The following is a 23,597-nucleotide window of genomic DNA, read 5'->3' on the forward strand; positions in this document are numbered from 1 at the left end:
AATGACATTTTTTGTCTATTCGCTGCTGATCAATCTGCCATTGTGGATACTGTCCCTGCTTTTGGTGCTCGCTCCCGTCAAAAACCGTATGCGGTTTTCCCGTCCGCGCACCTATGGGATCGCACTGGGCGCGGTCACTCTGGCATGCATTCTTTCTGCGCTGTGGGATCAGTTTATTGAGCTTGACGGAAATATCATCATGCTCCCCATTCTTCTTTTCTTTTTTTTCGTCTATTGCCGGATCGTGCGCGGAAAAATGGCCCAAAAGGCGTTCATCCTTCTCACCGGCGCGGTATTTGCGGCATTTTCCGTTCTTCTCAGCGACGTGATTTCCCAGGCGTTCTTCCGCGATCTTGGCGATTGGCCGGATTATTTATGGGGAATCGCTTCTGACATCCTGGTATTTTTGGTGCTGCTTCCGCTCTTTTCCGGCAGGATACGCTGGATGGCGGAACAAAACGACGATGCGCGGGTATGGCGCACGCTGTGGGTCATCCCGTTTGTGTTTCTCGCCCTGTCCATCGCTTTTTACATAACGGTCGGCAATATCGGCGACCCTTTCCTGCTTACCACTTACGGGGTATCCGTCGCATTGCTGATCGTCCTTCTGATTGTCATCTATAACAGCATCTTCCGCACCGTGCAGGAAATTTCCGAGAACGCATGCCTGCGCCAAAATATGCAGCTTGCCGACCTGCAGGCCGAACAATACGCATCCCTTCGGCGGCATATGGCCGAAACTGCGCAGGCCCGGCACGACTTTCGTCACCAGCTTCTCGTCATCCGCTCGCTGGCGGATCGGGAAAGCACGGAAGAACTGCGCCGCTATCTTGATCAATATGTGGAAGGACTTTCCGCCGACCGTCCCCCGCTCGCATCCAATTATGCGGTGGATGCGGTCGCAAAGCACTATCTGGAGCGAGCCGAAAAGGCCGATGTAAAAATAGATTTTTCGCTGCGGTTGCCCGAAAGGCTTGGGCTGCCCGAAGGGGAATTTTGCATGGTGTTCGCAAATTTGCTGGAAAACGCGCTGGAAGCGTGCCAGCGTATGCCGGACGGTCCGCGCTTCATTTCGGTAGATGCGGAGCAGGCGGGCAACTTTCTTGTGGTCGTCGTGGAAAACAGCTTCGACGAAAGCACGATCCGGCATCAGGGCTGCCGTCTGCTGTCCTCCAAACGCGGAGGCAGAGGGCTTGGGCTTTCCTCTGTTGCAGCCACCACAGAAAAGTATCACGGAGAGCTTCGGCTTTCACAGGAAAACGGCGTGTTCCGCGCCGAAGCCGCTTTGTGCCTGCCCCGGGAAGAAAGCGCGATCTAGCGGCCTATACTGCCTGTAAAAAAGGATGCTCGAGGTCGGCGTAGCATCCATTTTTGTATTCATATGAAGAAATTTTCGCTTTGTAGCAAGAAACGGTTAGTGTTCTGGTTGTCTTTACTATGCCCATACCGCCATTTTTGAGATTCATGCACGCAAGCTTGAGTGTGACCCAGTTTTTCACCCTCTCAAGTCCTCTGTAGTACGTGTAGCGCATGGGCAGAATGAGATTTTTGCCTATATTGAGGCTTTCTACAACAATGTGCGTCCTCATTCTTCCATTGGATGGCTCTTGCCTGATGGGTTTGCATCCTCGGGTTAGCCCGCGTTTCACTTTGTTATTGGTATCATTTCCTGTCCACTAAATCGGGAATGCCTCACAAAACGCGAGAGCATACAACTCTCGCGCGGTGGCGCGCTCCGTCTGTCCCGCCCGCGCGTGGGCGTGCGGGTCTGCTGTGCGCGGTGGTCGCTGTTGGCGGCTATGTGGTCGAAATCCTGAAAAAAGGCGTAATCATAAAAAGCAAAATATGTTTGCAGGGATTCATAAGCGGGCGGTTAGCTACTTTTCCGTTTCTTACGGCTAGAAAGTAGGCGATGCCAATGGAATATTTGGTTATACTTACAGTCATTTTGATTGTAGTATGTAAGATACTTTCAGAAGCAAAAAAATAACCGCCCCTGTCCAAAGTAGCGGTTATTTTATAACAACTATGTAGGGCTAACCGCTTAGCGGCCGAATCCCTGCTTTTATTATACCCCTTATGCATTATTTTATGCAATAGCTTTTTTCTTTCTTTTGCTTCCTATCTATAATGTGTCACAAACAAACAGTCCTATAAAAACCAAAAACCGCTCAAACCCTATTGGTTAAGCGGTTTTTGCTGGTGTGCCAGAAGGGATTCGAACCCCCGACCTTTTGATTCGTAGTCAAACACTCTATCCAGCTGAGCTACTGGCACAACTATAAAATTTAAAGCTTTATTATTGTATAATAGAACACTCAAAAAGTCAATCATTGCAATAAAAAATGCAGGTATCGATTTCTTAAGAAAATGTTTACTGTTTTTCTTGAAAAGATGCGGTATAATGTCCAAAGGCTTGGGAAGAGAGGTCTTTTAATGCTGCAAAGCCTGGATAACATAATGCTATACGGCACGTCGGCTTTTTTGTCATGCAGCCTTTTGGACACGGTCATGCCCGCCTTTTCCGCCATCGGCAACAGCGGATTTATCTGGCTGCTTGCCTGCCTGCTTTTTTTACCGGACAAAAAGACGCGCAGGATTGGTTGGATGATGCTGCTTTCCATTGCCCTTGCATATATTCTCGGCAACCTTATTTTAAAAGAGCTTGTGATGCGGCCCCGGCCGTTTGAGCAGTTTGGCCTCCAACGGCTTTTGGTTGTGCCGCCGGACGATCCTTCCTTTCCCTCCGGGCATACGTCCTCCTCCTTTGCCGCGACAGCCATGCTTTTCCTGACCAAACAAAAAGCGCGCATCCCCGCACTGGCCTACGCGCTCCTGATCTCTTTTTCACGGGTGTATGTGTTTGTGCACTTCCCGTCCGACGTCCTGTTTGGCGAGCTGCTCGGCATCGCCTGTGCCTATGTAACGTTTCTTGCCTTTACCCATCGATCGAAACGACCTGGTATCCGGCGTTTTCCACCGTTTCTTTGAGAACCGCATCGCTTACGTCGCCCGTGATATCCACACTGGCTGTTTTGGCATCCAGGTCGACCTTGGCAGATACGCCGTCCAACCGGTTTAAGAGCATCTCGACCCGCCCGGAGCAATGGCTGCACGTCATTCCTTCGATTCTGATTGTTTTATGCATGGTTTTTCTCCTTTCGCTCAATGATCCTTTGTTTTATTATACCAACTTCTATAGGGTTTTATCCAGTCTTTTTATTTTTTTATAAAACCCCTTGACATTTTTACAATCGTGTTTATAATAATAATTAAGAATAGTTATTATTCTTAAAAGGTGTGATAAATGGCTTATTCAAAACAACGGGAATTGATTTTAAAGACAGTGCTCAATAACAGGATCCATCCGACCGCAGATACTGTTTTCTCCCTCTTGAAGCCGGATCATCCGGAGCTGAGCCTGGCCACGGTCTACAGAAACTTAAACCAGCTGGCAAAACAAGGGCTCTTATTAAAGATTCCTGTACCAAACGGCGCTGATCATTTTGACGGAACGCTGGAAGCGCATTATCATATGATATGTGAGCAGTGCTCTCAGATGGTGGATGTGCCCAAAGAATATGTTCCTGAATTTGATTCCCAGATTGCTGAAAAAACCGGATGCGCAATACATTCTCACACCATTGTGTTTTACGGATTGTGCGAAAGTTGCAATCGCACGCCGCATGCTTCCTGTTAGGAAAGCTGCGAATCATTCAACATTATTTCTTCACTTTTAAGAAAGAACGTTTCCGCGTTGATTGGGGGTCGGAAACGTTCTTTCTCGTTTTTCATACTTATTTTTCCAATACGGCCTGTACCACATAGCGTTTTTCATCCTGCCCTTTGACGCAGGTGGAAAGGGTTATGATCCTGTCCTGTGCGCTAAGCTCCGCATCTGTTTTGTAGGGCGAGCGGCCGCGCATTTTTTTGAGGTACTGCCCGTAGTCTTCGTCGCTTGCAAAGGTCATGGTATATGTTTCGTCCACTTCGCTTACAACATATGCCGAGAATATCCGGTACTCTCTTACGCTGCCGTCCGGCAGGTAAAGGTATACCGTATCGTTTTCGCGGAAGAACGCATCCTCCTCGTAATCGTGCAGTGTCGCAAACATGGAGCCGTCGTTCATGCGGTGCCCGTAGATGATCGTATTCTGGTCGGAAAAATCCGGGGCGTTCTGGTAGTCGAGGAAAATCGCGCCTGCGCGGTTTTCCGACTTATCCGCATTGTGCGAAATATAATAATCGTTGTCGTCGCCGATCACCACCGGATAATCGATCTTGGTATTCGGCAGGTAAATCCAGCCGACGATATCGTCGTTTACAGCCTGCAAAGCCTCAAAGTCGATCTTCCTGTCGCGCGGGCCGCCGCTTTCCTGTCCGGGCTGCTGCGATGCCGCTGCCACTTCTTTCAGCTTGTCATACGCATCTTCGCTTGCCCAGTCCTCCCCTTTGATGCCAAATACCTGCACAAGTGCAAAAACGAGAACCACAACAGCCGCCGCAATGACGATCCATGAAATCACCTTGCTGCGTTTTGGGGGCGCGGAAGGCGGCTGCGTCCCTGTATCTTCCTGCTTCAGTTTTTCCGGTTCTTCGCCGATCTTCTTTGCCATAAAACTCCTTTTTTCTGTCTGCTTACACTATATTAATAACCCAAAAGCCTGTTTTTCAAAAGGATGCATACATTAAACTTCATAGGCATAAGCACTTCCCGACTGCGTATTGTCGTAAATAAAGTCAACGGCGTAACTGCCATCTCCGTCCAGGAAAAGCGTTGCATACACCAAATTGCCGCCGATCGTGTTCCATGCGTATTGGAACGCTGCCATCCGGCCATGCGTGACGGCATCCGTGACGTCTTCGTCCGTAAATTCGCCTACGAGCGACATGTCCTCATAAAACCCGGTCGGGCTTACCGACCACACGTGAAGGTTCGCCTTCCCGTATTTCTGCTGCGCAGCATCCATGAGCACCGTGAATTCTTTTGCGACCAGCAGCGGCGTCAGGCCTTTTAATTGGCCCTCGTAGAAATAATCGACATAGTCGTTTTTCCCGGAAGCGCCAAAATGCAGCATGACTCCGCCATCCTTGCCCATGAACGGCGTTTCCTTGAGGTACGTCCCGTCTTCCTGCGCAAAATAGGAAACGTCCGCCTGCACCTCCTCCAGCGTCACCACACGCCCGCCGGAAAGCAGGCTTTCCGTATCGACCAGCCTTTCAAACTCCGCGGTATCCCCTTCCGGTTCCGGCATGGAATCCCGGTCGTCCGTTTCTTCCGCTTGTGCCGGCGGCAGGCTCGGCCCCGCATGCTGCGCGGATTGCGGTACACGTTCCGCCTGCCGCGCGAGCAGGTCTTTCCCAAAATCCCGCAGCATGCCGCAGGAGCAGCAAAAAACGAGCATAGCCGCCACCATACCAAAAGCACATACCCGTTTTTTCCACTTTTCCATTTTTTCCGCCTTTTCCGTCAACCAAACAAGTTCATAAAATCAAAGGTCGCAAAATAATCTTCCGGCGTTTCGGCGCGGCGGATCAGCTGCGTGCTGCCATCCTCTTTTAAGAGAACCTCCGCACTCCGAAGCTTTCCATTGTAATTATACCCCATGGCAAAACCATGCGCACCCGTATCGTGGATCACGAGCAGGTCGCCGATATCGATCTTTGGAAGCATGCGGTCTATGGCAAATTTATCGTTGTTCTCGCAAAGGCCGCCCGTTACGTCATATTTATGGTCGCGGGGCTCGTTTTCCTTGCCCATGACCGTGATATGGTGATAGGAACCATACATCGCGGGACGCATCAGGTTGGCCGCACATGCATCCACCCCAATGTAGTCTTTGTAAGTATGTTTTTCGTGCAGCACTTTTGTCACCAGGCAACCGTACGGCCCGAGCATAAAGCGCCCCAGCTCCGTAAAAATGGCCACATCGCCCATGCCCGCGGGCACAAGCACAGCATCGAACGCTTTTTTGACGCCTGCGCCGACCCTTAGGATATCGACGGGCTTTCCCTCCGGCTCGTAAGGGATGCCGACGCCGCCCGACAAATTGATAAAGCGGATATCTGCACCCGTTTCGTCCCTAAGCCTGACTGCCAGTTCAAACAGGATACGCGCCAGCTCCGGGTAATAGTCTTCCGTCTGTGTGTTGCTGGCCAAAAACGCATGGATGCCGAATTTTTTTGCGCCCAATTCCAAAAGCTGCCGATAGGCCGTGACCATCTGGCCGTAGGTCATGCCGTATTTGGAATCCCCCGGGTTGTCCATGATCCCGTTGGCGGTCTCAAACTTCCCGCCCGGATTATAACGACAGCAAATCGTTTCCGGGATGCCCGCCGCTTCATTCAAAAAGGCCACGTGTGTCAGGTCATCCAAATTGATGATCGCCCCCATTTTTTTGGCAAGCCTGAAATCTGCCGCCGGGGTATCGTTAGAGGAAAACATGATCTCGTGCCCGGAAAAGCCGCATGCACCGGAAAGCATCAGCTCTGTATCCGAAGAGCAATCCACCCCGCAGCCTTCCTCTTTGAGTATTTGCATGATGACCGGGTTTGGCGTCGCCTTAACCGCGAAATATTCCTTGAACCCTTTGTTCCATGAAAAGGCTTCGTTCATACGCCGCGCATTTTCGCGGATGCCCTTTTCATCGTACAGGTGAAAGGGCGTCGGGTATTCTGCCGTAATCTTTTCAAGCTGTCCTTTGGTCACAAACGGTCTTTTTTCCATCTTGTACTCCTTGACGTACTGAAAAATTTTATGCCAGATCCTTCGGATCGGGTTCGATATAGATCGCAACCAGCTCCGGCGGATTGTTGATCCTGATTTTCGGGTAGCCGCTTGAGCCGAGGCCGCGGCTGATGATCATGGTCGTGGCGCCGTCCGTAAATTCGCCCTCCACATACTTGGGCATAAAGCCCTGCCCGCTCATGGCAAAGGCGCCGATCTTGGGAAAGCGTATCTGCCCCGCATGGGTATGCCCGGAAAGCACGAGGTCGATATTCTTGTGCAGGTAAAGCGGATAATATTCCGGCCTGTGCGCAAGAAAAATATTGAAGCCGCTCGTTTCGGAGAATACATTGACAGAATCCATGACATCGACCCCGTTAAACGAAATATCGTCCATACCCGCGATGTTGATCTCATTCCCGCCGGCACGCACCTTTTGGAGGTCGCCGCTCCGCAGCACCGTAACGCCGTATTCCTGCATAATATCTTCGATCTGCCCGTCAAAATTGCGTTCGTGGTTTCCTGTGACAAAATAGGCAGGCGCAATCCCCGCAAGGGTACGCGCAAACTGTTTGGTATAGCGTGCGTCGATCCCTTTCTGGTGTTCGTGGGCCACCATATCGCCGGTGACCGCAATGATATCCGGCATCAGCTTTTCCACCTTGCGGAACAGCTGCCCGTTGCGCGCGCCAAATTCCTTTTCGTGCAAGTCGGAAAGGTGCGCCACCACTACGCCGCTTGCCACCTTATCGCTTAAAATCCCGTAGGATGTGATCTGTACCGTATTATTATTGAACATTCCTTTTCCTTATCTGTGTTATCTTTAACTTCTTTCCCATGGAAATTGATTTTATTATAGTATAAAACAGGCCCGGATTCAATCGATCGGCATGTACAGTGCATGAATATTTTGTAAAAAATATCGTTTTCCTTACCACAGGAACGTGGAAGAAGCAAACCACAGGAAAACCAGGCCGCATTCCGCCGCAACGGATACCGCGGCGGCGGCAACGGCGACCCACTTTTTGTTCCACCGGAGCAGCAGGTCGGTAAAGGCCAGCATGAATACTGCATTACCCGCGATGTAACGCGGGATGGATTGGAGCCTTACAGAAACCGGGATCAACAAAAGTGCAAAAGCCATGCCTGCCTCCGCATACCTTTTTTCAAGCACCAGAAAAACGCACAGCATAAGGCCCGCGACCGCGCAAACGGCAAAAAAGACCTGGCGCGCTTCTCCCGAAGCAAACCCGTTTATGATCGTGGCGAATGGATTGCCGACCGAGCCCTCCCACGCGCTCTGCGCATGCAGGAACGCAAGCGGGTCGCCCGTACGCATCCACAGAAAAGCCATGAACAGGAGGAGCCCGGCAACTGTGAGCGCCGCTCCCAATACAGCCTCTTTGACCTTGCCCCGCCGTTCCCCGCTGCGGTGGTCGTATATCAGCTGGATGAGCATACCCAGCAGCAATACGACGCCCGTGTTTTTGGTAAGCGCCAAAAAAAAGCCGAATCCGCCCGCCACAAGGTACTGCCTCCTGTGCAAAAACAGCAATCCGCCCGCAAAGAGGAACAAATACAACGATTCCGTATAATAGCTCGCAAAGTAAAAGGTGTAGCTGCCCAGCGCAAACAGCACGCACAAAAGCACCGCCTGGCGGATATTTGCCCCCCGCGTCTCCAGTACATATTTCATCAGCAGGACGAGCCCCGCAGTCTGGAAAATGATGTTCAGAACAAATCCGAGGAGGTTGATATCGATACCCGTGAGAAAATTCGCCCCGCGGACGGCCAAGCTGAACAGCGGAAAAAACGCCCAGTTGACAAGCCCGCCGCTATAGTCCGCGCCCCAGGTATATCCATTTGTCGTGATTCCCTGGTACCATTCCGCGTCCCAGATATTGAGCGCCTGTAAAAATGTCCGCGTATCGCCGCAGCCCGCCGCATATGCGCAAAAGAGCACGAACAACAGCAAACGGGAAAGCAGGACGATGAGCAATGAAAAAAGGCAAATATTCCATATCGAATATTTGCTCTTTTCAAACCAGTTGTAAAATCGCGCTTCCGCTTTGAGTTCCATAGGCTTCCCCCGGTGTTACGCTTCCGTTTCCCGGTATGCCGTCAGGTAGTTCATACAGTATTCGTCTTGCCCCAGGAGCATTTCCGCAGCGCGCAGGTGCAGCTTCATCGCCGGATTTATAATATCCATGATGGGCGCGTCCATGCCCTGCGACATCGCGCATGCAAGGAAGGCCTGGTTGATGATCCCCCGCTTGGGAAGCCCGAACGAAATGTTGGAAAGTCCCGCCAGAAGATGGATTTCAGGGTAGGCTTCGTGCAGGATACGCGTTGCGGCGAGCGCTTCTTTGGGCGCATCCCAGCCCGTCGCCGCCGCTTCCACCACGATATCCACATAGATATCCCGGTCCGCTACGCCTTCGCCGCGCAGTATTTCGATCAGTTTCTGCGCATTTTGCACCCTGCGCTCCGCCGTTTTGGGAATCCCGTCCCCATCGAGCGGCATAGCCACGATACCTGTCCGGTACTGTTTTACGAGCGGCAGCACGCCTTCCATACGCTCGTCCTCCAGCGTCACGGAATTGATGATGGCATTTTTCAGTTCCACATGTTCAAACAAAAACGCGAGCGCTTTGGGATTGGTGGAATCCGCCATGATCCCGCAGTCTGGCGCGGCTTTCCCGGCAAGCGTTGCCGCCCACACGAGCATTTCTTCCTCGTCCTCGCACATGCCTGTGTTGATATCGAGATAGTGGGCGCCTGCCGCTGCCTGGCGCGCCGCGAGGCCGGCCACGAAATTTTCATCCTTCGCATTCATCGCTTCGAGCGTCGAGGGGATCGAGCTGTTTAATTTCTCTCCGATAATGATCATGCTTTCAACTCCTTTATAATCTCCCGGACGATATCCGCACGCTTTAAGGGCGTGATGATGTAATAACCGTCCGCGATGTCTTTTACCAATTCTATCGTATCCAGCGCTGTCTCAACAGCGATCTTTGCCGCCTGCTGCCTGTCCGCCTCTTTGAAGCGTTCACAAATTTCGGCGGGGATATCGATGCCCGCAAGTTCGTTATTGATAAAGCAGGCGTTTTTGTAGCTCACGACCGGCATGACGCCCGCCCAGACCGGCGCATGGAGCTCCCGCTTTGCGCGCGTTATGTTTCCGGCGGCGCGCTGATCGTAGACCGGCTGCGTCAGGAAGCAGCTCATGCCAGCCTCTTCTTTTCTCTTTGCTTTTGCAAGCTCCGCGTCAAAGTTCTGTGCGTTCACATTGAGCGCGCCCATCACGGTAAAGGGCGCTTCCGCAAAGATCGTGCGGTTTAAATCCCGGATAAATTCCGCATACAACACGGAATTAAACTGGAACACGCTTTTGATCTCGCCCCTGCGGTTGTTGGGAATGGGGTCGCCCGTCACCACCAGCACATTGCGTACCCCCTGCATATGCAGCCCCAGCAAAAGCGCCTTGGACGCATTCAGGTTCCTGTCCCTGCACGTCAGGTGCGGCAAGGCCCTGATGCCGTACTTTGTCTTGAGCATGGCCGCGAGCATACTGCTGTCCGCACGTGCCCGCCCGATCGGGCAGTCCGCGATCGTAATATAATCCGCGCCCGCACGGGCAAGGTTTTGGGCGGCTTCCGTAAAAAACGCGCCGTCCGCGTCGAGCGGGGAATCCAGCTCCACCGCGATGGGTTTCCCTGTCCCCCATTCCTGTCCGCCGTCTCTTTGCGGGACGCGTATCCGGCTTCCCGTTTTGACGGAGGTATCTTTTAATGCGGGCAGCGCTTTCAAGGCTTGCGCCGCTGCGCGGATATGTTCGGGCGTTGTACCGCAGCAGCCGCCGAGGATCTTAACGCCTGCCTGCGCGATCTTGATAAGCTGCTCCGCAAAATAATCGGGCGTACTTTTGAACACCGTCCTGCCGCCCACGACCGTCGGATACCCGGCATTCGGCATGATGCACACCGGTTTCCCGTAAAATTCCGTACTCTTTACGACGCGAACCATATGCAACGGGCCGCACGTACAATTGAAGCCATATGCGTCGATCTCCGGCACATCGCGCAGCGCGTCGATAATGCTTTGCGCGGACACGCCGCTTTGCGTATACAGATCCGGCGCGACCGAACACTCCGTGATCACATATGCATCCGGGCATACGCTCTTTACATAGCGGGCCGCTTCTTTCAGCGCCGGCGCTTCACCGAACGTCTCGAACAGGAAATGGGTGACGCCGTTCCTGAGGAACCTGTCGATCAGGGCATGCCGTTCTTCGTCACATTTTTGCTGGTCATCATGCAGGATCGGCCCCATGCTCGCGAAAACCAGCGTATCTTCTTCCGCTGCCTCCTGCGCGCATTTGCAGCCAGCGTCCACCACTGCCAGCACATCGTCAAGGTTCGTCCCCATGGAAAAGGTATTGGCCGCGAACGTATTTGTTTTGATCGCACCCGCGCCCGCTTCAATATATTCCCGGTGCGCCTTTATCACGCGCTGCGGATATTGTATATTCGATAATTCGCACCGCACCACGCTGTCTTCGTATTTTGCTGCAAGGTATGTCCCCATGGCGCCGTCGAAGAGCAGGATAGGGCCGTTTTTTGGTTCTTTCATGTTTTCTCCCATGCAATTTTTTTCTATTATATCATAAACAGTTTCTTTTTTTGCAAAAATACGGTAAACTATTCTTGGCTAAACAACTTAACTTTTGAGGCTCTACCGGTCTGTTATATTTACGAAAGGTGAAAAAATGACGCGAACGAATCTCAAATATTTAGAACTTTTGTCAGAGCAATATCCAACCATCCAGTCGGCATGCACCGAGATCATCAACCTGCAGGCGATCCTCAACCTGCCCAAAGGAACAGAGCATTTTGTAAGCGATATCCACGGCGAGGCGGAAGCCTTTACGCATATCCTCAACAATGCTTCGGGGGTCATCCGCGAAAAAGTGGATATCCTGTTTGAAAAAAGCTTGTCCTCCGCTGTGCGTACGGAGCTTTGTACGCTTATTTATTATCCGGAGCGCAAACTGGAGGAGATCAAGCAAAATGAAGAGGATATGTACGAATGGTACCGCATCACGCTTTACCGGCTGATCGACGTGTGCCGCCTGTGCGCCTCCAAATATACCCGTTCCAAGGTCAGGAAAGCGTGCCCGCAGGATTTCTCCTACATCATCGACGAGCTTTTGCATACCGACAGCTCGGATAAGAACAAGCAAAATTATTATGAAAACATCATTAAAACCATCCTCGACGTTGAGCGCGCGGATGCGTTCATCATCGCCCTGACCGGGGTGATCAAACGGCTGGTCGTCGACCGGCTGCACGTTGTGGGCGACGTATTCGACCGCGGCCCGCATGCGGACGTGATCTTAGATAAGCTGATGAATCATCATGCCGTGGATATCCAGTGGGGAAACCACGACATCCTCTGGATGGGCGCGGCGGCAGGTAGCGCGGCGTGCATTGCCTGCGTCCTCAATATCAGTACCAAATATTCCAACATTGACTTTGTGGAAAACGCGTACGGCATCAATTTGCGTCCGCTGGCGCTGTTTGCGCAGCAGACGTATACGGACGACACCGACCTGCTCGACCACATGCACAAGGCCATCGCCATCATCCAGTTCAAGCTGGAGGGGCAGGTCATACTTCGCCATCCGGAATTCGGCATGGAAGACCGCCTGCTTTTGGACAAGATCGATTTTGACGACATGACCGTGCTTGTGGACGGACAGCGCTACGCATTGAACGACAACGATTTTCCCACCATCGACCCAAAGCATCCTTACGAGCTGACGGGCGAGGAAGCGGAGGTCGTCACACAGCTGATCTCTTCCTTTGCGCAAAGCGAAAAGCTGCAGCGGCATGTGAAATTCCTGTATTCGCAGGGCAGCTTATACAAGGTTTTTAACGGCAACCTGTTGTTCCACGGCTGCATCCCCATGACGGAGGAGGGCGGCTTTTACGCGTTGACCTTTGGCGAAACGCCGCGCGGCGGCAAGGCGCTGATGGATTATGCGGATTCGCTCGCACGGCAGGGCTATTATGGGCAGGCTGGGTCGGATATCCGCAAATACGGCCAGGATTTTCTCTGGTATTTATGGTGCGGCAAACGTTCCCCGCTTTTCGGGCGCAGTAAGATCGCTACTTTCGAGCGCATGTTTATCGACGACAAGGAATCGTGGAAAGAGGAAAAGGATCCTTATTATAAGCATGTGGAAAGCCAGGAAATGTGCGAAAAGATATTGCGGGAATTCGGATTGACAGACCAATATTCACACATCGTCAACGGCCACGTGCCCGTGCGCTTCAAGGACGGGGAGTTCCCCGTGCGCGGCGGGGGGAAAATGATCGTCATTGACGGCGGGTTCTGCCGTGCGTACCAAACGCAGACGGGCATTGCCGGGTATACGATGTTTTACAGCTCGTACGGCATCCGGCTTGTGTCCCACGAGCCCTTTTCCGGCCTGGCAGATGCAATCCAATACAATAAGGATATCCTTTCTACTTATGTGGTATTCGACACGGCGCAGACGCGCATTACCGTCGGGGAAACGGATGTAGGTCTTAAGCTGCAGGCAGACATCGACGACCTGAACATGCTTTTGGCTGCGTACCGCAACGGTACTATCAAGGAAAAGCATCTGTAGCAGTTAAGTATTTAGTTCTGCAATAATAAAAGGAGTTAAATTATGGGAGCTACGGTTGTAATAATCTATCTCATGATCATCATTATTGTAATAATAAGCGTGATTCTCCGGTCAATCATGAAGAAAACTCCGCAATTCTCCAAGCCGCACACTACATTGTGGACGATTTTGGGGGCGGTATTTGGTTTTTTTATAGTAACGATAGTATACAATCTTGACTACTATTTATCGAAATTTGGTTTCCCGGAATTAAATGACTCATATATATACATATCATTGGGAATCATCTCCCTTGTTTTGGGGATTTTCTTATTTGGCGTTGGCGTTAAAAAAATGGACAAGCCAATGATTGCGGTAGGTTCTGGTTTATTGGGTTTTACAAGCATGGCATGGTTCTTTGTATATTAGCCAGATAGACGTACAACTTGAACTGACCATGATCGAGTTCAACTTTTTCTCCTCTTCTGAAGCTACCATTACAGCCTCAAGTTTATACAGTGTGAAGGCTTATGCCCAGGCGGAGGCTTTCGGTCTCCCTTTCAAGGCTGCCTGAAACGGCTGTTTTCCGTTTGACAAACTTCTTTGTTCTGGGTATCATACGTGATATGAAGAAAACAACCGCGAAAATCCTGCGCATTGTGCTGCTCGTCCTGGGAATTTTCCTCGTCGGATATTCCGGGTTTTTGCTCATACGCAACAACTTCAACTTAGGAAACGTCCTGCCCGCCCTGCTGGGCATCCCGCTTTTGCTTTACGGTGTGTTTGCGCCGCGCCTCAACCCCTGGTTTGCAAAGGGGGTCGGCAAGGCCGTCAAATGGGTCTTTATCATCGGTTATGCTTTTCTGGCCGCCGTATTCACGGTATTCGGCATCATGATGGTGCAGGCGGCGAATACCACACCGCCCGCAGATGCGGATGTCGTGCTCGTTTTAGGGGCTGCGCTCAAGGGCAAAGAGCCTTCGGACACGCTCGCGCGGCGGCTGGATACGGCGATGGAATATGCACGGGAAAACCCGGGCGCGCTCGTTCTTGTTTCCGGCGGGCAGGGCGCGCAGGAGGAAATCCCCGAATCGCACGCGATGCGAAAGTACCTGATTTCGCATGGCATCGATGAAAACCGTATTGTGGTCGAGGAGCAGTCGACGAGCACGCGCGAAAATTTTTTAAATTCCAAAAAAATATTAGACGAAATATTCGGTGAAAATAATTATACTACGGTGTTTGTGACAAACGACTACCATATCTTGCGCGCGCAAATCACCGCGCAGGCGGCAGGCATGAGCGACGTACACGGTATGGCATGGCGCACGCTCCTTTATACCGCGCCGCCTTCCTATATGCGCGAATCGTTGGCGCTGCTCGCCACATATGTGTTTGGCGTGGTATTTGATTGAATTGACAAAACCCCGCGTATCTATTACCATAAATATGTTGTTATGATTTTAAAAATGGGGTAGTAGGCTTATGTTGCATGTGCCGCAGCAGGCACGTGTTTGGAAGGACTGAGCGAAAAGCGGTATGCAGACATTGGATCAATTAAGGCCCGGGGAATCCGGAACCATACACACAGTAGGCGGGCAGGGTGCGCTGCGCAGGAGACTCCTTGAGATGGGACTGACACCGGGAACCCGCGTCATGGTACAGAAGATGGCGCCGTCCGGCGACCCGATCGAGCTGCACATCAGGGGATACCAGCTCACGCTGCGCAAGGAAGATGCCGCGCGTATCGCGCTCGATGCTGTTGAGCGGCGTTCGCGGCATATCGTTCCCCGCAGGTTCGGAGGGCAGCCATGAGCATATTGATCGCGCTGGCCGGCAACCAAAACTGCGGTAAGACCACCCTTTTTAACCAATTGACAGGCTCAAACCAGCACGTTGGGAACTTTCCCGGCGTTACCGTGGAACACAAGGAAGGAAAAGTGAAGGGCGAAAAGGCGATGTCCGTCGTGGATTTGCCCGGTATTTATTCGCTTTCGCCGTATACGCCCGAAGAAATCGTTTCGCGGGATTTCATTATCAAGCAAAATCCGGACGCCATCCTAAACATCGTGGACGCGACCAACCTGCAGCGCAATTTGTATTTGACGCTGCAGCTTTTGGAGCTTAATAAACCCATGGTCATCGCGCTTAACATGATGGACGAAGTGCGCGCCAACGATATCACGATCGATATCAAAAAGTTGAGCGCGGAGATCGGCGTACCCGTTGTACCCATTTCCGCCGCCAAAAACCAAGGTGTGGAGGAGCTCGTCGAAGAACTGCGCCGCGTGATCAAAAGCAAGGAGCTGCCCCGCCGCACGGATTTTTGCGAGGGCGAGGTGCACAAGGCGCTGCATGCGGCCAAGCATTTGATCGAGGATCATGCGGCGGCGGCCGGATACCCGGCGCGTTTTGCCGCTTCCAAGCTGATCGAGGGCGACGAGCCTTTGGAAAGAGCGCTGGAGCTTGACGAATCGGACAAGGATATTTTGCAACACATCATCGACCAGATGGAGGAAGGCACGGGCACCGACCGCGAGGCTGCGCTTGCAGATATGCGCTACCGGTTCATCGAAAAGCTTTTTGAAGAGGTCGTTTCCAAAAAGAGCTCGACGCGGGAGATGCAGCGCTCTGTGAAGATCGACCGCGTTCTGACGCATAAAATCTGGGCCATCCCGATCTTTATCGGCATCATGGCGTTTATTTTTTACCTGACGTTCGGGCCGATCGGCGGGTTTTTGTCGGGCGCTTTTGAGGACGGCATCGCTTTTGTGACGGATGTGACCAACAACGCCCTTGTTGATGCGGGCGTTTCCGAATGGATGCGTTCGTTCGTCATTGACGGCGCGTTTACAGGCGTGGGCACCGTGCTTTCGTTTTTGCCCATTATTTTGATTTTGTTTTTTTTCCTGTCTATTCTCGAAGACTCCGGGTATATGGCGCGCGTGGCCTTTGTGATGGACAGCTCGCTTCGGAAAATCGGGCTTTCGGGGCGGTCGTTCGTGCCTATGCTCATCGGCTTTGGGTGCAGCGTCCCGGCGATCATGTCGGCGCGGACGCTGGCGAGCGAGCGGGACAGGAAGCTTACCATCCTCATTACGCCGTTCATGTCGTGCGGCGCGAAGGTGCCCATTTACGCACTGTTCACCGCGGCGTTTTTCGCGCAGTACCAGGGGCTTGTGATGACCTCCCTTTATGTCCTCGGTATCCTGGTCGCGATTTTGACAGGGCTTATCTTCAAAAAGACGCTGTTCCGCGGGAACCCGGTACCCTTTGTGCTGGAGCTGCCCGCTTACCGCCTGCCCTCCATCAAGAGCGTGCTGCTGCACATGTGGGACAAGGCGAAGGACTTTTTGGTGCGCGCGTTCACGATTATCTTTTTGGCCAGCATCGTCATTTGGTTTTTGCAGTCCTTTGACCTCCGCTTCAACTTTGTGACGGACAATTCCACCAGCATTTTAGCGGACATCGGCAGGGCTGTCTCCCCGATATTCGCGCCGCTCGGTTTTGGCACGTGGCAGGCTTCCACCGCGCTCATTACCGGTTTAACCGCCAAGGAAACGGTTATAAGTACATTGTCAGTGCTTACCGGGGGCGAGCAAATGCTGACGTCGCTTTTTACGCCGCTGGCCGCATATTCTTTCCTGGCTTTTGTGCTTCTCTATATGCCGTGCATCGCGGCGGTAGCGACAACCAAGCGCGAACTGGGAACCAAAAATGCGGTCTTTACGATCATTTACCAGACGCTCAGCGCGTGGGTGGTCGCATTCCTGATTTTCCAGATCGGTTCGCTGCTCTTATGAGAAGGAGGCGAAGCGTATGGCGGAGATCATCGTTGGTATCATCATTGCAGCAGCTGTTGCCGCTGCCGTGGCCTATATCGTGAAAAAGCGAAAAAAAGGGGAATGCATCGGCTGCAGCGAGTGTAACAGGGCGAATGGCTGTGACGGATGTCCTTATGCAGGGAAAGAAAAGCCTCCGAAATGATATTTGATTTCAGGAGGTTTTTTTATTATGACACCGATCTTAACGTATGACACATGGACGGATACCGCGTATACGCTGCACATGATCGCGCAGATGATGGGCAAGGTAAAGCTTGTCCGCATGCCAGCGCAGCCCGAATGGGGGCATATCGTGCTGCATTTTACCCCGCAGGGACTCACCACGGGGCTGATCCCCAATGGGGAGCGCAGCTTTGCCATCAATTTGAACCTCGATACTTCAACCGTCTTTACGCAGACCGTATCGGGCGATACGGCCGGGTTTTCGCTGCGCAACAATACATCGGTCAGCGAATATTATAACGATTTCAAAAAAATGCTCGCCACACTTGTGTGCGACACAGTGATCAACGAAGTACCGCAGGAGATGGGCACAAGGATCCCTTTTTACGACGATACGCAAAAGCACGATTATGACAGCTGTGCAGCCCGCGACTTTTTCCAGATGTATGTATATGCGCGCAACACGCTGCTTGACTTTGCATCGCCTTTCCGCGGCAAAAAGATACTGCCCTCTTTCTTCTGGGGAACGTTCGATGTTTCCACCGTCCTGTTCTCAGGCAAGCCCAGCCCCTTTCCCGGCAGCGGCGTGATCGAGGTCAACGGCTTTGACGAGCAATTCATTGAAGCAGGCTTCTGGGCGGGAGACCCAAGCCTTGCCGACCCCTCGTTCTTTATCATGCCTTACCCGTTTATCAGGGACGATTTGGGCGCCCAGCCGGTAAAGCCGGACAAGGCTGTATGGAGCACCGTAAAAATGGAATATTTCCTTTCATTGAAGGACGCGCTTTCCTACCCCGACCCGCGGGCGGCGATACGGGAATTCTTTGAACATTCGTTCCATGTGGTAACCAAACGCGAAAGCTGGGCATGCGTCGACTGGTTCACACAGCCGTTGACTATTCCAGTCCATGAAAATCAAGGATTTTAAAGCTGTTTTTCCAGTAGTCTACAACCCCTTCGCTTCGCATGCGCGACAGTTCGCGCGACATAGCGCTGCGGTCTACGCTCAAATAATCGGCGAGTTCGTTCCTGTTGAGATCAATGAGGAACGGATTCGCTTTTTTTTGGCCGTATTCACTGAGCAAATAGGCGCTCAGCTTTTCACGCGTCGTACGCCTGCTCAAAAAATCCATCTTGCGGTTGAGCACGAGGTTCTTCCTCGCCAGCATGCGGACGAGCCGCCGGATGAGCTCGCTGTGGAAAACGCATGCGTTCCCGCAGGAGGTCAAAATTTTATCGACCTGCAAAAACAGGATCTCGCTTGCTTCCCCCGCGCTTACGGCAAGGGGACTTTCCAAAAGCCCCGCACAGGCAAAAGCCTCGCCGAACACTTCGCCGGGATGGATGGTCGCGATGATGCTGCGCTTCCCGAAATAATCTTCCTTTATGATCTGCACCTGCCCGGAAAGGATCAGTCCAAAGCCGCCGATCTGCGAACCGACGCGCCACACCATATCGCCTTTGGGATATTTCCTGGCGTGATAGCCAAGGCACGAAAGCATGGAACCGATATCCTTTGGGTCCATGCCGCTGAACAATTCGTTTTTTTGAAGGATCGTAAAATCAATTTCCATATCTTCCGCCTTTCGTTGCAAATGCAACATATCTTTCAAGGTTATTGTACTATCCTTGTGATTACAAATCAAATAAATGTTTATCAATCTCTCAAAGGACAAGGAGGTATCACGGAATGGAAATGTTTTGTTTTCAATGCGAACAGACCGCTAAGGGCACGGGGTGCACGATGGGCGGCGTATGCGGTAAAAAAGTTGAGACCGCAAATTTACAGGACGCTTTAACGGATAAAATGGTGGAGCTTGCATGTGCGGCACAGGGAAAGCCCCATGACGCACAAACGGATGCAGCCATCGTGGACGGGCTTTTTACCACCGTCACCAACGTGAGCTTTGACGACGCGGCGATCAGTAAACGCGTGGATGCGCTGGGCGAGCTGGCCGCAAGGTACGGCGGCGGATGCACATTCGACGCAAAAAGCATCTGGCATAACGACGAGGACATGCGCAGCCTGCAGGCCCTCCTGCTTTTCGGCATGCGCGGCATGGCCGCTTACGCACACCATGCGCGTGTCCTCGGCAAAACAAACCCTGAGGTCAACGAATTTTTCTACCGCGGACTTTCCTCTCTGGCAAAGGATCTTTCCATTGACGAACGCCTTGCGCTCGTGATGGAATGCGGACAGGTAAACCTCAAATGCATGGAGCTTTTGAACGATGCGAACGTAGGAACCTACGGAAAACCAACGCCCACACAGGTGAGCACGGATATCGAAGCCGGGCCGTTTATCATCGTTACAGGACACGACCTGCACGATCTGAAATTGCTGCTCGAACAGGCGGACGGCAAGGGCGTCAATATCTATACCCACGGCGAAATGCTGCCCGCCCACGCCTATCCGGAGCTTAAAAAATACAGCCACCTGAAAGGCAACTTCGGCACGGCATGGCAAAACCAGAAAAAGGAATTCGACAATGTTCCCGCGCCTATCCTGTTTACCACCAACTGCCTGATGCCGCCGCAGCCTTCTTATTCCGACAGGGTATTCACCACTTCCGTGGTCGGTTACCCGGAGATGCGGCACATCGATGAAAACAAGGATTTCGGCCCGGTGATCGAAAAGGCGCTCGCGCTGGGCGGCTATGGCGGGAAAAAGGAAATGAGCGGCATCAACGGCGGACATGTTTTGAGCGTCGGCTTTGGCGTGGATACCGTGCTTTCCGTTGCGGACCAGGTCATTGACGCGGTCAGGGGCGGCAAGATCAGCCATTTCTTCCTCGTGGGCGGCTGCGACGGCGCGAAGCCCGGACGCAACTACTATACCGATTTTGTCAAACAGACACCGGAGGATTCCGTAATCCTGACGCTGGCATGCGGTAAATTCCGCTTCAATGACTTAGACCTTGGCACGGTCGCGGGGCTGCCGCGCCTGATGGATATGGGGCAATGCAACGACGCGTATTCCGCAATCCAAGTCGCATTGGCACTGGCAGACGCCTTTGACTGCGGCGTAAACGACCTGCCGCTGTCCCTCGTGCTTTCGTGGTACGAACAAAAGGCGGTGTGCATCCTGCTGACGTTGTTGGCACTGGGCATCAAAAATATTTATTTAGGGCCAACGCTTCCCGCGTTTGTCTCGCCAAACGTACTCAATATCCTTGTTGAGAAATTCAACATCAGCCCGATCTCTACACCGGAGGAAGACCTGAAAAAAATCCTCGGATAGTTCCAGTTATCGCAAAAGCCCCCATTCCCGTTCCGGGAAATGGGGGCTTTTACATGCTCCGCTTAAAGCGCGGTACCTTTTTTAGGGACACAAAGCCGGGACATATCGACGCCTTCCAAGGCCAGCAATTTTATTTTTGCCCCGATGCCGCCGGCAAACCCTGTCAGGCTGCCGTTGGCACCAACGACCCGGTGACAGGGGATGATAATGGAAATGGGGTTATGCCCGACCGCTCCGCCCACCGCCTGGCCGGACATACTTTCCCGGTTGTTTTTGGCAGCGATCCTTTTCGCGATCTCGCCGTAGGTAGTGACCGTACCATAAGGGATCCCGCGCAAAACCTGCCATACATCCTGCCGGAAGGCGCTGCCCATCGGACGGAGCGGCAGTTCCGAGGCCGCAGGTTTTTCCCCTGCGAAATACCTGTCCAGCCACTCTTTTGCTACGGCAAACACCGGTATTTCATTTCGTTCCGTCATTTCCCCGCGGATCGTACTCCCAAAATATTTTTGCCCTTCCAGCCACAGGCCGACCAGGTTTTCCCCGTCGCACGCAAGCGTGAGCATACCGACAGGGGATGGATAAACCGTTGAATAATACATGTTTTTACTCCTTAATAGAGGCGGCCGTTCCCCACCGTCTTTCCTGCATCGATCTCATTATACCATATCCCTTGCGGAAAGCCGGATAAACTTTTTATGTGGAAAAATATGACTTTGCGCCATGGGGATGGTATGATATCTTTATCAAGGAAATTTCGGAGGAAACGCCATGCGTGAAATGAGAAGGAAAGAACGTGCCACCCCAAAGGAAGATGCCCTCGCATTGCTCAAGGACTGCGAATATGCCGTCCTGTGCATGACCGACCCTGACGGCAATCCACATGCCGTACCCGTTTCCCCCGCGCTTGACGGGGAAGTTGTTTATATCCACAGCGCACACAAAGGATTTAAAATCGATTGTATCGGGCATCATGCGCAGGTATGCCTTGTATGCGCGGGCAATATCACCCGTTTGCCCGAACGTTTTTCCACCGCATACCAGAGCACAATCGCTTATGGCAGGGCGCGCCTGGTCGAAGAAAGGGACGAGAAGGTTCACGCGCTTGACCTGATCTGCCGGAAATATGCGCTCTCCAACATGGACAATTTTGAGGCCGAGATGGAAAAATCGTTTGCGCGCACGGCAATCATCCGCATCGACCTAGAAAATGTCAGCGGCAAGCAGAGAAAATTGCCTGAAAATAGATAAACACTTAAAAAATGGGTATCAATATTTTGAAAGTGAGGGTCGCCGTATGGCACGGATTTCTGCCAAATCCATAAGAGGATATATCATAGACGGACTGCTGTTCTTTTTAGGCAGTTTGATTTATGCTGCGGCGATCAACATCTTTACTGCGCCCAACAACATTGCGCCGGGCGGGCTCACCGGTGTGGCGACGATGCTGAACTTTTTGTTCGGCCTGCCCATCGGTACGATGATCCTGCTTATGAACGTACCTCTTTTTATTTTGGGGTTCATTTATTTTGGCTGGAAGTTTATTATCAAGACCATCATTGCGACCGCGCTTTCTTCCGTCGTGATCGACGCGACCGCAGGCATCTTCCCACAATACCACGGCGAACCGCTCATCACCGTCGTATTCGGCGGGCTGCTGTCCGGCGTGGGCCTGGCGCTGATTTTGATGCGCGGCGGCACGTCCGGCGGCACGGAGCTGGCGGCAAACCTCATCGCGCTCAAATTCCCGCACATTTCCATCGGCAAGCTGATTTTGGTGCTCGACGTGATCGTCGTACTGGTTTCCGCATGGGTATACAAGGATTTTGAAAGCCCGCTTTATGCCATGATCGTCATCTTCATCACTTCGTGGATCATTGACGCGATCCTTTACGGGACAAGTATCGGTACGGGTAAAATGATGTTTATCGTTTCACCCAAAAATAAGGAGATCGCTTCCTTAATCATCACCAAAATGGCGCGCGGCGTGACGGCTTTAAAATCGCGCGGCGTTTACAGCAACAAGGAGGGCGAGATCCTCTTGTGCGCGGTGCGCAGGCAGGAGGTATACCGCATTTACCACCTGATCCACGAAATCGACCCGAGCGCATTCATCATCGTGGGCGACGCGGGCGAGATCAGCGGCGAGGGGTTCCGCAACATCGCGGCAAGCGAAATGACGCGAAAACGGCGCGAGAAGAAAAACAAATGATCACTCGTGCGGCGCGATCCCTTTGAAAAACTCCGCGAAATCGACATGGTAGACCTGCTGCAGCGCGACCAGGTCTGTCACTTTGATATTGCGCGTGCCCAGTTCAATTTTGGTATAAGTATTTCGATCAATCGTACTTCCCAATAAATTCATTTTTGAAGTCAGTTCTCTTTGTGACAAGCCAGCTTCGGCACGCAGCCTTCTTAAATTTGTCTGTAAACTAGCATTTTGCAAAATCAACCCTTTCATAATCGCCTCCAAAATAAAAATGTGACCCATAAGCACATATTTTTCTTGATTATATCCCTTAAAGACAATATAATAGGTGCTAAGAGGTCATCTTATTAAGGAGGAATCATTATGTCAAACCAAAAAGTCCTGGAATGCCTGGAGCAAAATGTGGATGGGTTGGAGATCATCCAAAACCTGATGCGCTACGACGACCCGCTCGTATACGGCGACCTGATGCTGGAGATCGATATCGACCACTTTGAAGGCTATGAAGCCCTTTTGCCCGTCATGCTGCTTTCCACCGGCGACGCGGTCATCGAGCGGACGTGCAAGCGGCTCTTGCTACAGCTTTACAGCGAGAAATTACAGGAAATCGGCGGGCGGCAGATCGTGGAATACGTCAAGGATATCCTCCTTGAGGAACAAGCCCGCTGGGAAAAACACCTTGGGCGGCTTCGGAAACTGCGCAAGCAAAATAAAATATAAAAAAAACGGTACCGCCCTTACAGCGATACCGTTTGAAA

Annotated in this window: 25 protein-coding genes and 1 tRNA gene; 14 read left to right on the forward strand and 12 right to left on the reverse strand. The window is 52.2% G+C overall.

Annotated elements, in window-relative coordinates; translation table 11 throughout:
* The first annotated feature begins 1 nt into the window (after position 1).
* Entirely contained in the window at positions 2-1,318 is a 1,317-nt protein-coding gene (locus BN6471_RS02755; RefSeq protein WP_066645287.1) for an ATP-binding protein, read from the forward strand.
* Positions 1,319-2,200: 882 nt separating this feature from the next.
* On the opposite strand, the gene BN6471_RS02770 is transcribed toward BN6471_RS02755, so the two are convergent.
* Positions 2,201-2,277: transfer RNA gene (locus BN6471_RS02770), tRNA-Arg, on the reverse strand.
* Positions 2,278-2,436: 159 nt separating this feature from the next.
* On the opposite strand from BN6471_RS02770, the gene BN6471_RS02775 reads away from it, so the two are divergent.
* Positions 2,437-2,991, forward strand: a complete 555-nt coding sequence (locus BN6471_RS02775; RefSeq protein ID WP_162270167.1) for a phosphatase PAP2 family protein — start codon at positions 2,437-2,439, stop codon at positions 2,989-2,991.
* Here BN6471_RS02775 and BN6471_RS02780 read toward each other — a convergent pair.
* Positions 2,939-3,148, reverse strand: a complete 210-nt coding sequence (locus BN6471_RS02780; protein ID WP_066645294.1) for a heavy-metal-associated domain-containing protein — start codon at positions 3,146-3,148, stop codon at positions 2,939-2,941. The two genes, BN6471_RS02775 and BN6471_RS02780, sit on opposite strands and share 53 nt — an antisense overlap.
* A 159-nt stretch (positions 3,149-3,307) precedes the next feature.
* Between BN6471_RS02780 and BN6471_RS02785 the strand changes: the two genes are divergently transcribed.
* Positions 3,308-3,700: a Fur family transcriptional regulator gene (locus BN6471_RS02785; RefSeq protein ID WP_066645304.1), complete on the forward strand. Its 393-nt coding sequence runs from the start codon at positions 3,308-3,310 to the stop codon at positions 3,698-3,700.
* A gap of 97 nt (positions 3,701-3,797) precedes the next feature.
* On the opposite strand, the gene srtB is transcribed toward BN6471_RS02785, so the two are convergent.
* The 7 genes from srtB to BN6471_RS02820 all read right to left on the reverse strand — a co-directional run bounded on the left by srtB (position 3,798) and on the right by BN6471_RS02820 (position 11,359).
* The gene (gene srtB, locus BN6471_RS02790; RefSeq protein WP_082903298.1) at positions 3,798-4,616 is read right to left on the reverse strand and encodes a class B sortase; all 819 of its coding nucleotides are present in this window, start codon (positions 4,614-4,616) and stop codon (positions 3,798-3,800) included.
* 72 nt (positions 4,617-4,688) lie between these two features.
* On the reverse strand, positions 4,689-5,453 hold the full coding sequence (locus BN6471_RS02795) for a hypothetical protein (RefSeq protein ID WP_147553971.1): 765 nt from the start codon (positions 5,451-5,453) through the stop codon (positions 4,689-4,691).
* Between the two features lie 17 nt (positions 5,454-5,470).
* Positions 5,471-6,727 (reverse strand): diaminopimelate decarboxylase, encoded by a 1,257-nt coding sequence (locus BN6471_RS02800; RefSeq protein WP_082903299.1) that lies wholly within the window; start codon positions 6,725-6,727, stop codon positions 5,471-5,473.
* A gap of 28 nt (positions 6,728-6,755) precedes the next feature.
* Positions 6,756-7,526 carry a metallophosphoesterase gene (locus tag BN6471_RS02805; protein ID WP_066645321.1) on the reverse strand — a complete coding sequence of 257 codons (771 nt, stop codon included), beginning with the start codon at positions 7,524-7,526 and terminating at the stop codon, positions 6,756-6,758.
* Between the two features lie 132 nt (positions 7,527-7,658).
* Positions 7,659-8,807, reverse strand: a complete 1,149-nt coding sequence (locus tag BN6471_RS02810; RefSeq protein WP_066645322.1) for a hypothetical protein — start codon at positions 8,805-8,807, stop codon at positions 7,659-7,661.
* A gap of 15 nt (positions 8,808-8,822) precedes the next feature.
* Positions 8,823-9,617 (reverse strand): dihydropteroate synthase, encoded by a 795-nt coding sequence (locus BN6471_RS02815; RefSeq protein ID WP_066645323.1) that lies wholly within the window; start codon positions 9,615-9,617, stop codon positions 8,823-8,825.
* Positions 9,614-11,359 carry a bifunctional homocysteine S-methyltransferase/methylenetetrahydrofolate reductase gene (locus tag BN6471_RS02820; protein ID WP_162270168.1) on the reverse strand — a complete coding sequence of 582 codons (1,746 nt, stop codon included), beginning with the start codon at positions 11,357-11,359 and terminating at the stop codon, positions 9,614-9,616. Before BN6471_RS02820 ends, BN6471_RS02815 begins: the two co-directional genes overlap by 4 nt.
* Positions 11,360-11,495: 136 nt before the next feature.
* Between BN6471_RS02820 and BN6471_RS02825 the strand changes: the two genes are divergently transcribed.
* The 7 genes from BN6471_RS02825 to BN6471_RS02850 all read left to right on the forward strand — a co-directional run bounded on the left by BN6471_RS02825 (position 11,496) and on the right by BN6471_RS02850 (position 18,317).
* Positions 11,496-13,403, forward strand: a complete 1,908-nt coding sequence (locus BN6471_RS02825; RefSeq protein WP_066645328.1) for a fructose-1,6-bisphosphatase — start codon at positions 11,496-11,498, stop codon at positions 13,401-13,403.
* 42 nt (positions 13,404-13,445) lie between these two features.
* On the forward strand, positions 13,446-13,811 hold the full coding sequence (locus BN6471_RS02830) for a hypothetical protein (RefSeq protein WP_066645330.1): 366 nt from the start codon (positions 13,446-13,448) through the stop codon (positions 13,809-13,811).
* Between the two features lie 197 nt (positions 13,812-14,008).
* Entirely contained in the window at positions 14,009-14,797 is a 789-nt protein-coding gene (locus BN6471_RS02835) for a YdcF family protein (RefSeq protein WP_162270169.1), read from the forward strand.
* Positions 14,798-14,921: 124 nt separating this feature from the next.
* Positions 14,922-15,197, forward strand: coding sequence for a FeoA family protein (locus BN6471_RS02840; RefSeq protein WP_066645334.1), 276 nt, complete (start codon positions 14,922-14,924; stop codon positions 15,195-15,197).
* Positions 15,194-17,185, forward strand: coding sequence for a ferrous iron transport protein B (feoB, locus tag BN6471_RS02845; RefSeq protein WP_066645336.1), 1,992 nt, complete (start codon positions 15,194-15,196; stop codon positions 17,183-17,185). The genes BN6471_RS02840 and feoB overlap by 4 nt, the downstream gene beginning before the upstream one ends.
* Before the next feature lie 16 nt (positions 17,186-17,201).
* Positions 17,202-17,369, forward strand: a complete 168-nt coding sequence (locus tag BN6471_RS12490; RefSeq protein WP_082903300.1) for a FeoB-associated Cys-rich membrane protein — start codon at positions 17,202-17,204, stop codon at positions 17,367-17,369.
* 27 nt (positions 17,370-17,396) lie between these two features.
* Positions 17,397-18,317: a DUF5996 family protein gene (locus tag BN6471_RS02850; protein WP_066645338.1), complete on the forward strand. Its 921-nt coding sequence runs from the start codon at positions 17,397-17,399 to the stop codon at positions 18,315-18,317.
* On the opposite strand, the gene BN6471_RS02855 is transcribed toward BN6471_RS02850, so the two are convergent.
* Complete coding sequence (locus BN6471_RS02855) at positions 18,286-18,963, reverse strand: Crp/Fnr family transcriptional regulator (RefSeq protein WP_066649702.1); 678 nt, start codon at positions 18,961-18,963, stop codon at positions 18,286-18,288. The two genes, BN6471_RS02850 and BN6471_RS02855, sit on opposite strands and share 32 nt — an antisense overlap.
* Before the next feature lie 116 nt (positions 18,964-19,079).
* Here BN6471_RS02855 and hcp point away from each other — a divergent pair, with 116 nt between their 5' ends.
* On the forward strand, positions 19,080-20,630 hold the full coding sequence (gene hcp / locus BN6471_RS02860; RefSeq protein ID WP_066645341.1) for a hydroxylamine reductase: 1,551 nt from the start codon (positions 19,080-19,082) through the stop codon (positions 20,628-20,630).
* 62 nt (positions 20,631-20,692) lie between these two features.
* On the opposite strand, the gene BN6471_RS02865 is transcribed toward hcp, so the two are convergent.
* Positions 20,693-21,232 (reverse strand): methylated-DNA--[protein]-cysteine S-methyltransferase, encoded by a 540-nt coding sequence (locus BN6471_RS02865; RefSeq protein ID WP_066645343.1) that lies wholly within the window; start codon positions 21,230-21,232, stop codon positions 20,693-20,695.
* Between the two features lie 169 nt (positions 21,233-21,401).
* Between BN6471_RS02865 and BN6471_RS02870 the strand changes: the two genes are divergently transcribed.
* Together BN6471_RS02870 and BN6471_RS02875 are read left to right on the forward strand one after the other, a co-directional pair.
* Positions 21,402-21,881, forward strand: a complete 480-nt coding sequence (locus BN6471_RS02870; RefSeq protein ID WP_066645344.1) for a pyridoxamine 5'-phosphate oxidase family protein — start codon at positions 21,402-21,404, stop codon at positions 21,879-21,881.
* A gap of 46 nt (positions 21,882-21,927) precedes the next feature.
* Positions 21,928-22,842, forward strand: coding sequence for a YitT family protein (locus BN6471_RS02875; RefSeq protein ID WP_066645345.1), 915 nt, complete (start codon positions 21,928-21,930; stop codon positions 22,840-22,842).
* On the opposite strand, the gene BN6471_RS13220 is transcribed toward BN6471_RS02875, so the two are convergent.
* Entirely contained in the window at positions 22,843-23,121 is a 279-nt protein-coding gene (locus BN6471_RS13220) for a helix-turn-helix domain-containing protein (RefSeq protein ID WP_082903302.1), read from the reverse strand.
* A gap of 81 nt (positions 23,122-23,202) precedes the next feature.
* Here BN6471_RS13220 and BN6471_RS02885 point away from each other — a divergent pair, with 81 nt between their 5' ends.
* Complete coding sequence (locus tag BN6471_RS02885) at positions 23,203-23,559, forward strand: hypothetical protein (RefSeq protein WP_066645349.1); 357 nt, start codon at positions 23,203-23,205, stop codon at positions 23,557-23,559.
* The last annotated feature ends 38 nt before the right edge of the window (positions 23,560-23,597 follow it).

Source organism: Christensenella timonensis (genome assembly GCF_900087015.1).
Classification (GTDB): domain Bacteria; phylum Bacillota; class Clostridia; order Christensenellales; family Christensenellaceae; genus Christensenella; species Christensenella timonensis.